Below are 12,561 nucleotides of genomic sequence, written 5' to 3' on the forward strand. Positions count from 1 at the left end.
ACCTCCTTAAAAGAAATAATTATTTTCATATGAAGGCCTAAACCAGTCTTCCGATTATTTGTCAAAAAACTTTGCAAGTCCTGCCAATCTTGGATCAACAGCCTTTTCTTTGTTTTCTTCCGAAATCACTTGCCAGTCTTGACCTTGCATCGGTGCTCCACCAGAAACATCATCACTGAAAATTTGCATTGGAATCTCCAAAAGTATATTTTCCTTGATTACGGGCAGTAAGTCAAGTACTTCTCCTTCTAAACAATGAATTTCAGCTTCTGTTTCAAACTCTTCTTCTGAAGTTTGGAACACCTCAGTTGTTTTAATGTCAAATGGTAATGTCACATCTACTAAAGAGCGAGAACATGGTAAAACCATGCTTCCAGTTATATGTAGATGGAACGTAAACTTCCCGGAGCCAAAATCAACTCTTCCTGTTACATGAACAGGATTAATTTCACGAATATCTTTCTCGACCTCTTTTAGCTCACTTACATCTACCATCTCATCCAATGTCAATCCTTTATTTCTCAATTTATTCAATTGATGGATGGACCATTTCATATCATATCACCTCAAGGCAACAAACAAAATTATAGCTAGCCATTTTATATTTGTCAATGTTTTTTCTTTACACTATAATGAAGTCATCATAGTAAATAATATATAGAGTATCATGTTTTCCAAAAAGATGCTACATCGAAAGGAGAGATTATCATAAAAGCCAGTGGTATTGTCGTTGAATATAACCCTTTTCATAACGGTCATGATTATCATGTGCAACAAACAAAAAAGTTAACACACTCTGATATTATAATTGCCGTTATGAGTGGCCCTTTTTTGCAGCGTGGTGAGCCCGCACTCATTTCCAAATGGTATCGCACTAAAATGGCCTTAGCAAGCGGTGTAGACCTTATTGTAGAGCTTCCATACGCATTTGCAACACAAAAAGCTGAAACTTTTGCAAATGGTGCTATTTCCATCTTAAATGCCTTACGCGTTTCTGAAATTTGTTTTGGCAGTGAAGATGGACAAATCGAAAATTTTTATAATACCATCTCTGTACAAAAAAACGAAGAAGCGACTTTTAATCGTCTCGTAAAGCAATTTATGAGCGCAGGTAATAGTTACGCCAAAGCTACATCTGAAGCCTTTCTACACATTTTACCATCCCAAAAAAACATCGATATGTCACAACCAAATAACATTTTAGGCTTTCAATACATAAAAGCAATTCTGGCGCAAAATAGTTCTATACAAGCACAAACTATAAAAAGATACGCATCTCATTATCACGATGAAACATTTAGCAACCAACATATCGCAAGTGCAACGAGTATTCGTAAACAACTCTTTAGCGAAAATGGTTCATTTACAGAAATTGAGCCTTTTATCCCGAAAGCAACCGCTTCTCTTTTAGCAACTTATAAACAAAACTTCGGGATATTACATAATTGGGAACAATACTTTTCATTTTTTAAATACAAACTTATGACGATGTCTCCAGGCGACTTACGACATATATATGAAATCGAAGAAGGTTTAGAGCATCGTATTTTATCAAAAATACAAAACAGCTCTTCCTTCCACTCATTCATGGAAGCATTAAAAACAAAACGTTATACATGGACTAGATTACAAAGAGCCTGTACACATATTTTAACAAACACGACAAAAGAAGAGATGCATACAGCAAATATAGAACAACATGCACCGTATATTCGTCTACTCGGCATGTCACAAAAAGGACAAACTTATATTTCAAAAAACAAGAAAAAAATAGAACTTCCAATCCTTACTCATACAAAAAGTTTTGACCATCCTACTTTACATATAGAGCGAAAAGCCAATTCTGTATATTTCTCTATCATACAAGAACCATTACGGACACAACTACTAAAACAAGACGTAACACACCATCCAATTCGTTACGATGAAACAACTACAACGTTTCTATAAGAAAAACCTCTCTATTTCAGAGAGGTTTATTTTTTTTCACCCATTTTTTCCAAATACTTCAACGCATCATCCAGCGTATCCACTGGTACAACCTTCATTTTTGTTTTAATATCTTTCGCAGCCTCAAGTGCATCTTTATAGTTGGATTTCTCCGCACCTTTTTCATTTGGCGCAAAAAACACCTCAGCACCCGCATCACTAGCAGCTACCACTTTTTGCTGTATACCACCAATTGGGCCAATTTCTCCCTTTTCATTAATTGTACCTGTTCCAGCAATTTCATGTCCTTTTGTTAAATCTTCTTCTACAAGTTGATTATATATTTCTAATGTAAACATTAAGCCTGCTGATGGCCCACCTATTTCATGGGAATCAATTTTCACTTTCGGATCTACTACTAACTCTCTTTCCGTCACGATAGAGACACCTATACCTACGCGGCCATTTCCATTAGGAATTGTCTTTACATTTAAATTTTCTTTTAACTGTTTTCCGCCTCGCATGTACTCAATATTTACTGTATCTCCTTCTTTTTTCCCTGTCATATACTCAATAAATTGATCCGTCTTTTCAAATGTTTTTCCGTCGACAGCTATGATGATATCTCCAAGCTTAAGCTTCCCCTCTGACGGCATACCCTTCGCTACACCAGCAACTAATACACCTTTATTTTCAAAAGAAACAGTACGATTCGCTTGTTTATACGCATTATAAATTGCTGCATTTTGCGAGTCTTTCATTGCATAATTTTGGCGGAATTGATATTCTTCATCACTCTCGCCCCTTTGCAATATTTCTTCCGCCTTCGAAACATGTGTATATTTATTAAATTGTGCCGCTATTAAATTCACCACATTTGCCGGCCCCATCGAAACCGTTACAAGCATAAAATCACCAGATTCTTTTGTTCCACCCTCAACCTGGACATACGGCTCTAATTTCGCAGCCATTCCTGGTTTTGTTACATAGTACGGTAAACGCACATAAACAAGTAACATCGCCAATATCACACCTATTAAGATTGCATATATAAACCGAAAACGCTTAAACATTATGTTTCTCCTTCCACTGCTCAATTAATAAATAAATATTTGAAACATGTTTTTCTGCTTCTACTTCTCCGACTCGAATAATGTCTTCAATGTTTGTAAAAGCACGTGAACTAAATTGTTCCACAGCTGGTCGCATCATTAAATCTGATGCAATTTGCCGATTCATTACAAGCTCATGCTGCATAATTTCAATACTTTGCATAATTACATCATAAATAGATGTAACCTCACCATTCACCTTAATCGGAGATACATCAACAGCAATAACAATATCGGCACCTAACTCTTTTACAACCGAAACTGGGATGCGATCAATCACTCCACCATCTACTAATAATCGTCCATTTACCTTTTCTGGCACAAACACTCCAGGGACAGATATACTAGCCCTCACCGCATCTGCAACAGGACCACTTGTAAAAACCACTTTCTCTCCCTTCAATATGTCAGTAGCCACAACAGCTGTCGGGATATCTAACTCTTCTAAATTTTTATTATATGTAAACATTTTAATCATATCTTTGACACGTTTACCAGCAATAAACCCCATTTTTGGTACCGTGAAATCTAAATAGTATTTCCTCTTAAAAACAGTCGCCAATTTATACAATCGTTCAACGTTACAGCCAGCTGCATAAAATGTACCTATTAAGGCCCCCATACTACTCCCTGCAATCATATGAATCGGGATACCCGCTTCCCTTAAAACTTTTATAACGCCAATATGAGCAAATCCTTTCGCTCCCCCAGATCCAAGCGCTAAACCAATCTTCGGTTCTTTCATTTTTCTCACCCTTTAATTTTTTTCATCCCTTTTTCATACTTATGGTCTAAATTCACCACGTATCCACGTATACTGAAATGAACGTTTTTTGGGACAAAGGGGGATTTACTTACATGTATGAAAAATGGAAAACCGCTTTCCTTACCATATCAACACTATTTTTAACCTTTTCTCTTGTACTCCACCCCCAAGCTGCTTTGCAAGCTTCCATTCGAGGGTTAAATATATGGTGGGAAGTTGTATTCCCTTCACTATTACCGTTTTTCATCATTGCGGAACTTCTAATTAGTATCGGTGTTGTAAAATTTATAGGCGTTATATTAGAACCACTCATGCGACCACTTTTTCGCGTTCCAGGAATAGGTGGATTTGTTTGGGCAATGGGCATGGCCTCAGGGTTCCCTGCTGGCGCCAAATTAAGCGCTAGACTGCGTAAAAGCGATCAAATAACACAAATTGAAGCCGAGCGCCTCGTATCTTTCACAAACTCTTCTAATCCACTTTTTATTTTTGGAGCTGTTTCTATCGGTTTTTTCAATAATCCGAAATTAGGAATCGTACTAGCTGCTGCACATTATTTAAGCAACCTTGCCGTCGGATTAATAATGCGTTTTTACGGGCATAACACATCTTACACAAACGATAAACAAACTACTAAAAAACGTCCTTTTCAAAACCCTTTTTTAATCCTTCACCAAACACGCTTGCAAGAAAAAAGACCAATAGGAAAATTACTTGGGGACGCTATCGTTTCTTCCATTCAAACATTACTTATGATTGGTGGATTTATTATTTTATTTTCTGTGTTAAACAAAATGATTACTGTATTCCATATTACAGCAACTCTTTCTTTTATTATGCAACATATTTTATCATTCTTCCAACTAAGTACTGATTTTAGTATTCCGATATTATCAGGTATTTTTGAAATGACACTCGGAAGCCAAATGATTAGTCAAATAAATGAAACACCCCTTCTGCAACAAGCGATGGTAACAAGCTTCATTTTAGCATTTAGCGGCCTTTCAATTCAGGCACAAGTTGCTAGCATACTAGCTGAAACGGATATCCGATTTAAGCCATATTTTTTCGCACGACTTATCCAAAGTATTCTTGCTCCTATTTTTACGTTTATATTTTGGAAACCTTTTTATGAGAAAGTAAGTTCTTTCTCACCTATGGAAAAAGATATTCCCGTATTTTTATCCAATCATTCTTCTACACTACTTGAAATTTGGACATCTTTTGTACACTACGGACCGATTTTCACATTATTTTGTTTATACTTATATGTTATCTTATTGTTTTTACGCATGAATAAAGAAAAACCCCGTTCACTTTAACGGGGTTTGAAACTTTTCTTTTAAAGCACGCTCTACAATAGGAGGCACAAGATCTACTACACTTCCTCCATACCTCGCAACTTCTTTCACAATACTCGAACTTAAAAATGAATATTGGTTGTTTGTCATTATAAAAAAGGTTTCAATATTTTCATCTAATTTTCGATTCATAGAAGTAATTTGCATCTCATATTCAAAGTCAGAAACCGCTCGTAAACCACGTAAAATTGCATTTGCATTACGCATTTTTGCATACTCCACTAATAGCCCGCTATGCGAATCCACTTTTACATTTGGGATATCCTTTGTTGCTTCTCGAATTAAATCTAGACGTTCTTCAACTGAAAAGAATGGTTTTTTTGATGAATTGTTTAAAACAACTACGTACACTTCATCAAACACTTTTGCTCCCCTTTTAATAATATCAAGATGCCCAAGGGTAATTGGATCAAAACTCCCTGAAGAAATAGCTATACTTGTCATTCTGTCTCCTCACCTTCATACTTATAAATCGATATTGCTGTAATCCCATAATTTTCAGCTCTTACTTTTACAAGATCCCCTATAGAATCAGGTAAAACAACATCATTACCATGCTCTGACATAATTAATCCATCTCTATGTAGCAATCCATGTTGATCCATCACACTAATCAAAGATATAATTTTTTGATCTTTATATGGAGGATCTATTAGTATAAGATCGAATGACATTTCACGCTTTATGAGCGCTTTCACCGCACGCTCTGCATCATTTCGATACACTTCAGCTTGTTCATGTATTCTACAACTTTCTAAATTTTGATGAATGACTTTTATTGCTTTACTATCTCGATCAACAAAAATCGCTTTTTCAATCCCTCTACTTATAGCCTCAATTCCAAGGCCACCACTACCGCCAAATAAATCAAGAGCGGTACCACCATCAAAATAAGGGCCTATCATATTAAAAATAGATTCTTTTACTTTATCCGTCGTTGGACGTGTTGTATTGCCGGGAACCGCTTTAAGTGGGTGCCCTTTACATTTTCCTGAAACTACTCTCATCTGTTGTCACTACCTTTATTTCAATCTATCGAGCGCTTATAAAATAATTTCCCACTTCAGTAACCGCTGCAAAACTATATGTAACTTTCACCTATCCATAAGAAACTTTCTCTAAAAATAATCGCTCGTCATTTTTTATGTATTTATCTCGCCATTCGCTAACACAAACCCATTATGTACATTAATTCCACTTTCCCCCGCATTAACGGGCAGTAAAACTCCCAACTCAAAATTCGGTTAGAACAAAAAGTGAGGTGGGAAATTAACTGCCCGTAAACGCCCGATTAGTGAAGGCTAATAATCAGCGGGGATGCCCCCACTGATTAAAGTTTCACTTTATCTTTTTTTATCCTATCATAAAATAAAAAAAAGAAAAATAAAAAGCCAAACATAAAATTTAAATTCATTATGTATATCTTCATTTAGATTGGACATAAATAATTATAACAACATCACCTTCGATGTTGTTGCCAACCGCGGAGAAGACTTACGTTTCCCCATAAGTTCTTCCTCCGGTTTCTCCTCTCCCTTTGCCTTCTTACTAGTACATACTAGTATAAGAAGGGCCCTGCTTTGCAGGGTTTTTTTCTTTGTCTACTTTTCATTTAAAAAGTGAGATGGTACAGTAAAAGAAAGAGGAGGAAAAGATATGATTCAACGCTTTATAGAACTTGGAGAAGGCTACTCTGATTTATATGAATTACTTGAAATTGCCAAAGCAAACCAAGAACGTATAACACATATGTTACAATTTGAAACAATTAAAAACGAAAAGAAAGTATGCTCGCTTGTTGTAATATTAAAACCGACCACTACTGGTGATTTCCAACCATTATACATATGTCGTGAAGGTATTCCTATGCCTGAAAATAAAAAAAGTAAACGTGTCATTTTATTTGAAGAGATGGCAGAAAAACTAGGAAAAAAAGTGACCACATTTACTGTAAAACCGTCCACAACTTTCCCAGAAAAAGAACTATTTTTCAATCATCTAATTGGTATTTTACGAATGAATAATTTCATTCCTCCAATGAAATAACAATTTATTTAAAGTAAAAAAATCCCACGCTAAACGTAGCAGGGGATTTTTTTACTTTAACTATAATCGTATTCTTTTGCCCGATCAGGACGGGAATTTTCAAATTCCGTTTTTAAAAACGGACGGTACGACTGTTCTATCTTTTTCACAAAAGGAAGTTTATTCAACTTATGCATCATATGCTCAATTTGTTCCATATCACAATATACAACGGCATATTTTAATCGTTTTGATATGTAATGTATGTTACCATATTTTCTTAAAATCTTGGCATGTTTCAATGAATGTAAATAAACAATCATACTTTGTCGTTGCCCGAACATAATCTTCTCCATCTTCTCCTTTTAAAAACTTATATTTTATATTTTTTGAAAACTAACCAGAAATTTATGACATAATGAAACAAACTCTGTATACGTTTTCTTACATCTTCTAAAAAACGGGGTACATCACCCCGTTTTTTTACAACCGCAACCTCCGCCAGTACCGCAACCTCCGCCACAGCCACCAGCATCGAAAAATGGATTTCCTGTTGGAACTTTAATAGAAGAGGATACCTCAGAACCAATTGCTACACTAACTTCATCTAATAACTTTTGTAAAGCAGTTTCTGCTCGTTTAAAGGTTGCAATCTTATCATGCAAGTCTACAGAACGCTTTAATTCCCTCATTTTTGTTGACACGATAGTATAGTCAGGATGGTATTTCCCAAAACGCTGCACTTCCTCATATCGTTCCTTCATCGCTGTAAATTGCTGAATTAATGTCTGAACTTCCACATCCTCATGCAATTCTTTATAACACTTACGATAATCTTCTGCTATATCTGAACAGATGATCGCTTTTGCAAGCTGCTCTGCCTTATCTAATATTAATACGCTTTCTAGCGTCGCTACAATCATGAGAGACACCTCCGAGTATTCATCATACCACATTTAGAATAGAACTACTAATTGAAGTGACTCACTTAAAAGAAAGATATGACTCTAACTATTTTCAAACAATCTCAGATACGCTTATACATTAATATGTTCCGCAATATTATATTTAAGAACATCCCATTCTCCGCCGTTTTCTTTCACATAACTAATACATGCATTTTTTAACGGGGTCTTAAACGTAATTTCATCTGGTGCAATTGCATGTAAAATAGCTTTTATCGCATGTGAATGAGCAACAATAATAATACGTTTACCAGAATGAGTTACTGCAACATCTTCTAAAGCAGCAAAGCAACGAGCTACAATTTCTTTATCTAACTCCATACCTTCTACTTTACCCTCCGCAATTAACTCTCTAACAGTCGCAACCGGCTTCCCTGAAGCTTCTCCAAAATTCCGTTCAACAAATCGTTCATCTAATAAAATGGATTGTAATCCAGCTGCCTCTGCGATTTCCTTAGCCGTTTCTTGTGCTCTAATTAACGGACTACTTATAATAATATCCCACGATTCTACTTGCAAAGCAGCCGCACTTTGACTCGCTTGCTTTTTCCCAACTTCATTAAGTGGAATATCTTCACGCCCCTGAATAATCTCTTGAAAATTCCAATCAGTTTGTCCATGTCGTACTAAACAAATTTCCGTCATGCTGCAACTCCTTTTTTAAATAATCCGCTTCTATTGTAACAAAAGTTCTGCATGACGGACATAGTTTTCCCTTCCAATTATGTCGTATTTTGCTGCTTCATATACTGAAACATATCAATCATGATCGAAGCAACCGCCAATTGATTTTGAAATTTTTCTACTTTATCTGGTATCGTTTTTTTGAAATGTTGCATAGCAGCCAACTCAAAAGCTTCTTTTTCTTCAGGATTTCGGGTTAACTTCCTATACCAGTATGGCTGCTCCCTAATATAACGCGATAAGTCCTCATCAGCCTTTATAAACTCCATAAGTTCTTCTCTCATCATCTTTCCCCCTAATCCTTTTGAAAGAAAAATGGATTATTTTCTTTGGAAGTACTTTGTTCTTGTTGCGTGCGACTTCCTTGAAACTGTTGAATAACTTGTTGCACACTCCCGATAGCACTCGTCACATTAGCTAAATGATGCTGCATTTGTTCCACATCTAGCTTTTTAAAAAAAGAAAGCATTTGTCCCATCACATCAGCAGTTTTTTCCTCTTCAGTTCGATTGTCTTTTTCCTTCTCTTTTTTATTTTCTTTTACTGAAGAAAAGGCAGGCGCTCCATCAGGTCTATAAGTTGCCCATATTGGATCTTCCTCACCAAGTAAGTACCATTCTTCATAAAATTGCTGCCAAGTTTTTTGACCACTTCTAACGTCATGAACCATTTTAGGGTGATGGTTTACAAATTCTTTAAACTGTTGAACCGATGGATGTAACGGTCCTTTTGTTGTTGGCATAATCCTCACCTCTTCATGTATATCTACTTATATTGTAAGAAAAAAAAGGCGCATGGTTCGCCTATTTTTAGACGATTCATGCACCTTTTTTTACACTACTTAAAGTTTCACTTTATTTTCGAATAAAGTTTTGCGTATAAAATTTATCATATACCCCAACACCTAATCCGGTAAATTGTTCATTAAATAAATTTTTTCTATGCCCCTCACTATTTAACCAACCTTGTACCGCCGCAATTCCATCACTATGTTGTGCCGCTATATTCTCACCAGCAAGCTGAAATCCTACTCGTCCTCGTTGTAAACGATCTCCTAACGTACCTAATGTAGGTGAATCATGTGAAAAGTAATTATTGTCTTTCATATCTTTGCTATGTCCAATAGCAACATCTGCTGTTTGTTGATCCCACGTTAACAATGGTAGTTCATGACGACTTCGAATAATATTTGTTAAATCAAAAATTTGTTGCATATTCCCATTCTCTACTTGTTTCATCTTTTCTGGTGTTAATGGTTGTTCTGCTATTAATTCACCTGAATAAACAAGCTGATACGGTCTTTGGCGCAATAACGTTTCATCATCCATATAACGAACACCAACGAGTTCATGTGTGAAATGATCAAAATATAATTGTGCCCATCCATCTTCTACAGGTACTAACGGCTGTTCCATTACTTCCGTATCAGATAACTCAAATTGATAACTATTCTTCCCTCTTTTTAATGAAATCTCATGCGAGAGCGGATTCTTTTTGTATACATCTTCATATTTTTCATTTATATAATAAGGCGGTACCTTAACTTGTTCACCAGCAACATACGCTGTTACAATTTTACGTTCAGCAACTCCAAATTGAACGTACTGATTTAAATCTTGATTGTACACCCACCATTCATAACCGTAAGCAGATGGCTCTATTCGAGCTGGTTCTCCCCACTTTGCCAATAGATTTTCAGAATCTCCACCAATCATATTTAAAACAGTGTCTGAGGAGTCCTCATCGACTTGTTTTTTCTTTTTCACAATTTTACTTTCTTGTTTTGATTGAGATGGGGTTAATATATATTGTGAAACGAGTAATTTCCCGTATAAATCAACAGCTAAAATTAAAAATGTAATCATTACGATACGCAATAATTTCTTCAAACGATATACCTCCTGCACAAAACATAAAATTGAGATATACACAAATCCTTTTATTTCCTTTTTTGTGTGTACCGTACTCTTTTCACTATATCATATTTTCACAAAAAAAGTCTGGATTATCCCTTTTCTCTCAATATGAATTGCACTTTCTTATTATTCATACTATTATAAAAATAATGATGTAACATTAAAAAAGGAGGTATTATATGCAATTTACAAATACGAAATTTAATGGGGCCGTCGTTGATTTATCCCTTTTAACTGAGATTATGGAAAAGAACCATTTTGTACTAGCTGGACAGTGGGATTACGAAAGAGTTACATACGATTATAAATTTGAAATATTAAAGGATATTTATTACTTACGAGTGCGCGGGGTTGCTGTTGAAGGCGACATTGGCAGCAGACACGCTGAAGTAAAACTACTCCCTCCCTTATTAGGAAAACATTATTATCCTCACGGTGTTGAATATGGTGATGATGAGACTTTCCCAACAAATGTACTCCAAAAAAGCGAACAACTCCTACAAAATGTAGAAAAAGAGTTAAAAGAATTTCAAATTATTGAGTAAACCGAACAAGCGCATCAATATGATGCGCTTGTTCTATTTATTTTCCTTAAGAATGAATCGTCTTTTTAACTGGATACCCATAAATGGATCCATCTTTCACTTTAATCTCATCTTCCCAGGGAACTTTATACTTACCTTCAGCTAAATCTTTTACAAACGTATACGGGTTCTCTTTCACTCCACCAGGAGTCGCTACATATCCCCTTGAGCCTAAATTATATATATTATTTTCGAGCCCCCATCCTAATCTAGCCTGATCTGCTAGCTCTGGATATACTTCGGCAGTAACAATCTCCCAAGGGTTTCGGTGCCCCTGCACTAAAGTAGTCCCATCAAAATTACATACTTGTCCTTCACCAAAGTAATAAAATACACCATCATAACCCGCTAAGTTCACTGACAATGTATACATTAAATTTTGCCATGCATTTGAACGATTGGTTAACATCCATTGTTCACTAACTTGTGTGCTATATCCGGAAATACGGATCAAGACATTCGCACCTTTATAGGCTGCTTCACGGGCTACTTCAGGGAACATGCCATCATGACAAATACAAACAGCTAATTTACTCCCTCCAGGTCCATCACAAACAGGTAAGCCTAAATCTCCAGCTTTCCAAGGCTCGACCGGCACCCAAGGATTTAACTTACGATACTTCAAAATCATTTCACCCTGTGGATCAATAATAATCGCTGTATTATAAGGTTCTCCACCATCAGGATTTCTTTCCATTATAGAAAAAACACCATACACTTCAGATTCTTTACATGCCTCAGCAAATAAGTCTGTTTCTGGCCCAGGCACTGTACATAAAAACTCTTCTGTAGTCCATTTTTTTGTATTGAGCCCTTGTGTACTATATTCGGGAAATACTATTAATTCTAATCCAGGATAACCTGATTTAGTTGAATGAATTGTTTTTATGATTTGTTTAATTTGTTTATCAATGTCTGCACGTGACTCTACTACCGGTACTGGATATTGAATTAACGCTGTTAAAAAACCACTAATCGGCTTTACCATACTTCCGCTACTACCCATTTAAATTCCCCCTTAAAATAGTTCGTGTTTATTAAAGATAACAATATAAATTTGTAACTCTCTAAAAAACTTGCACTACATATGGAATTATTACGCATGAAAGCTAGTAGTAAATTTTATATCCACTTTTAGTACACGCCAACACTAACTTAACACGAAAAGATTGAAAATTCAATCTTTTATAAATACCTAAAGCTAAAACTAAAAAAAGAA

The 12,561-nt window shown here is 35.7% G+C and carries 16 protein-coding genes; 4 read left to right on the plus strand and 12 right to left on the minus strand.

Annotation, left to right across the window (positions count from 1 at the left end; genetic code table 11):
• Window positions 1-54: 54 nt before the first annotated feature.
• A complete protein-coding gene (locus tag JDS92_RS03890) occupies window positions 55-555 on the minus strand; it encodes a YceD family protein (protein ID WP_000872142.1) in 501 nt (166 codons plus the stop codon).
• A gap of 153 nt (window positions 556-708) precedes the next feature.
• Here JDS92_RS03890 and JDS92_RS03895 point away from each other — a divergent pair, with 153 nt between their 5' ends.
• Window positions 709-1,950: a nucleotidyltransferase gene (locus JDS92_RS03895; RefSeq protein WP_199631536.1), complete on the plus strand. Its 1,242-nt coding sequence runs from the start codon at window positions 709-711 to the stop codon at window positions 1,948-1,950.
• Window positions 1,951-1,976: 26 nt separating this feature from the next.
• Here JDS92_RS03895 and JDS92_RS03900 read toward each other — a convergent pair whose 3' ends face one another.
• Entirely contained in the window at window positions 1,977-3,002 is a 1,026-nt protein-coding gene (locus tag JDS92_RS03900; protein WP_000476315.1) for a SepM family pheromone-processing serine protease, read from the minus strand.
• On the minus strand, window positions 2,995-3,786 hold the full coding sequence (locus JDS92_RS03905; RefSeq protein WP_000662585.1) for a patatin-like phospholipase family protein: 792 nt from the start codon (window positions 3,784-3,786) through the stop codon (window positions 2,995-2,997). Before JDS92_RS03905 ends, JDS92_RS03900 begins: the two co-directional genes overlap by 8 nt.
• 113 nt (window positions 3,787-3,899) lie before the next feature.
• Here JDS92_RS03905 and ylbJ point away from each other — a divergent pair, with 113 nt between their 5' ends.
• The gene (gene ylbJ / locus JDS92_RS03910) at window positions 3,900-5,129 is read left to right on the plus strand and encodes a sporulation integral membrane protein YlbJ (protein WP_199631527.1); all 1,230 of its coding nucleotides are present in this window, start codon (window positions 3,900-3,902) and stop codon (window positions 5,127-5,129) included.
• On the opposite strand, the gene coaD is transcribed toward ylbJ, so the two are convergent.
• Together coaD and rsmD are read right to left on the minus strand one after the other, a co-directional pair.
• Window positions 5,121-5,612, minus strand: coding sequence for a pantetheine-phosphate adenylyltransferase (coaD, locus tag JDS92_RS03915; protein WP_000200597.1), 492 nt, complete (start codon window positions 5,610-5,612; stop codon window positions 5,121-5,123). The genes ylbJ and coaD overlap by 9 nt on opposite strands.
• The gene (gene rsmD, locus JDS92_RS03920) at window positions 5,609-6,175 is read right to left on the minus strand and encodes a 16S rRNA (guanine(966)-N(2))-methyltransferase RsmD (protein WP_199631528.1); all 567 of its coding nucleotides are present in this window, start codon (window positions 6,173-6,175) and stop codon (window positions 5,609-5,611) included. Before rsmD ends, coaD begins: the two co-directional genes overlap by 4 nt.
• A 649-nt stretch (window positions 6,176-6,824) precedes the next feature.
• Between rsmD and JDS92_RS03925 the strand changes: the two genes are divergently transcribed.
• Entirely contained in the window at window positions 6,825-7,214 is a 390-nt protein-coding gene (locus tag JDS92_RS03925) for a DUF7147 family protein (RefSeq protein ID WP_000616007.1), read from the plus strand.
• Window positions 7,215-7,270: 56 nt separating this feature from the next.
• Here JDS92_RS03925 and JDS92_RS03930 read toward each other — a convergent pair whose 3' ends face one another.
• From JDS92_RS03930 to JDS92_RS03955, 6 genes are all read right to left on the minus strand, one after another.
• Entirely contained in the window at window positions 7,271-7,537 is a 267-nt protein-coding gene (locus tag JDS92_RS03930; protein WP_002093356.1) for a YlbG family protein, read from the minus strand.
• A gap of 126 nt (window positions 7,538-7,663) precedes the next feature.
• On the minus strand, window positions 7,664-8,116 hold the full coding sequence (locus JDS92_RS03935) for a YlbF/YmcA family competence regulator (protein WP_000634357.1): 453 nt from the start codon (window positions 8,114-8,116) through the stop codon (window positions 7,664-7,666).
• Window positions 8,117-8,230: 114 nt separating this feature from the next.
• Window positions 8,231-8,803, minus strand: coding sequence for a histidine phosphatase family protein (locus JDS92_RS03940; RefSeq protein WP_000134952.1), 573 nt, complete (start codon window positions 8,801-8,803; stop codon window positions 8,231-8,233).
• 77 nt (window positions 8,804-8,880) lie between these two features.
• Window positions 8,881-9,126: a YlbE-like family protein gene (locus JDS92_RS03945; protein ID WP_001206442.1), complete on the minus strand. Its 246-nt coding sequence runs from the start codon at window positions 9,124-9,126 to the stop codon at window positions 8,881-8,883.
• A gap of 11 nt (window positions 9,127-9,137) precedes the next feature.
• On the minus strand, window positions 9,138-9,584 hold the full coding sequence (gene ylbD / locus JDS92_RS03950; RefSeq protein ID WP_001143329.1) for a YlbD family protein: 447 nt from the start codon (window positions 9,582-9,584) through the stop codon (window positions 9,138-9,140).
• Window positions 9,585-9,696: 112 nt separating this feature from the next.
• On the minus strand, window positions 9,697-10,731 hold the full coding sequence (locus JDS92_RS03955; RefSeq protein WP_199631529.1) for a CAP domain-containing protein: 1,035 nt from the start codon (window positions 10,729-10,731) through the stop codon (window positions 9,697-9,699).
• A 206-nt stretch (window positions 10,732-10,937) separates the two neighbouring features.
• Between JDS92_RS03955 and JDS92_RS03960 the strand changes: the two genes are divergently transcribed.
• The gene (locus tag JDS92_RS03960) at window positions 10,938-11,303 is read left to right on the plus strand and encodes a YugN family protein (RefSeq protein WP_001160935.1); all 366 of its coding nucleotides are present in this window, start codon (window positions 10,938-10,940) and stop codon (window positions 11,301-11,303) included.
• A 46-nt stretch (window positions 11,304-11,349) separates the two neighbouring features.
• On the opposite strand, the gene JDS92_RS03965 is transcribed toward JDS92_RS03960, so the two are convergent.
• Window positions 11,350-12,348, minus strand: a complete 999-nt coding sequence (locus JDS92_RS03965) for a formamidase (RefSeq protein ID WP_000535796.1) — start codon at window positions 12,346-12,348, stop codon at window positions 11,350-11,352.
• Window positions 12,349-12,561 lie beyond the last annotated feature (213 nt).

Origin of the sequence: Bacillus cereus group sp. N12 (genome assembly GCF_016483575.1) — a bacterium.
GTDB classification, from domain to species: domain Bacteria; phylum Bacillota; class Bacilli; order Bacillales; family Bacillaceae_G; genus Bacillus_A; species Bacillus_A toyonensis.

Excerpts from the sequence above, each read along its gene's own strand:
- JDS92_RS03945 (WP_001206442.1), bottom strand. The coding sequence starts at position 9,126 with ATGAGAGAAGAACTTATGGAGTTTATAAAGGCTGATGAGGACTTATCG.
- JDS92_RS03935 (WP_000634357.1), bottom strand. The coding sequence starts at position 8,116 with ATGATTGTAGCGACGCTAGAAAGCGTATTAATATTAGATAAGGCAGAG.
- ylbJ (WP_199631527.1), top strand. The coding sequence starts at position 3,900 with ATGTATGAAAAATGGAAAACCGCTTTCCTTACCATATCAACACTATTT.
- JDS92_RS03960 (WP_001160935.1), top strand. The coding sequence starts at position 10,938 with ATGCAATTTACAAATACGAAATTTAATGGGGCCGTCGTTGATTTATCC.
- JDS92_RS03940 (WP_000134952.1), bottom strand. The coding sequence starts at position 8,803 with ATGACGGAAATTTGTTTAGTACGACATGGACAAACTGATTGGAATTTT.
- JDS92_RS03905 (WP_000662585.1), bottom strand. The coding sequence starts at position 3,786 with ATGAAAGAACCGAAGATTGGTTTAGCGCTTGGATCTGGGGGAGCGAAA.
- coaD (WP_000200597.1), bottom strand. The coding sequence starts at position 5,612 with ATGACAAGTATAGCTATTTCTTCAGGGAGTTTTGATCCAATTACCCTT.
- JDS92_RS03930 (WP_002093356.1), bottom strand. The coding sequence starts at position 7,537 with ATGTTCGGGCAACGACAAAGTATGATTGTTTATTTACATTCATTGAAA.
- ylbD (WP_001143329.1), bottom strand. The coding sequence starts at position 9,584 with ATGCCAACAACAAAAGGACCGTTACATCCATCGGTTCAACAGTTTAAA.
- JDS92_RS03925 (WP_000616007.1), top strand. The coding sequence starts at position 6,825 with ATGATTCAACGCTTTATAGAACTTGGAGAAGGCTACTCTGATTTATAT.
- JDS92_RS03890 (WP_000872142.1), bottom strand. The coding sequence starts at position 555 with ATGAAATGGTCCATCCATCAATTGAATAAATTGAGAAATAAAGGATTG.
- rsmD (WP_199631528.1), bottom strand. The coding sequence starts at position 6,175 with ATGAGAGTAGTTTCAGGAAAATGTAAAGGGCACCCACTTAAAGCGGTT.
- JDS92_RS03900 (WP_000476315.1), bottom strand. The coding sequence starts at position 3,002 with ATGTTTAAGCGTTTTCGGTTTATATATGCAATCTTAATAGGTGTGATA.
- JDS92_RS03965 (WP_000535796.1), bottom strand. The coding sequence starts at position 12,348 with ATGGGTAGTAGCGGAAGTATGGTAAAGCCGATTAGTGGTTTTTTAACA.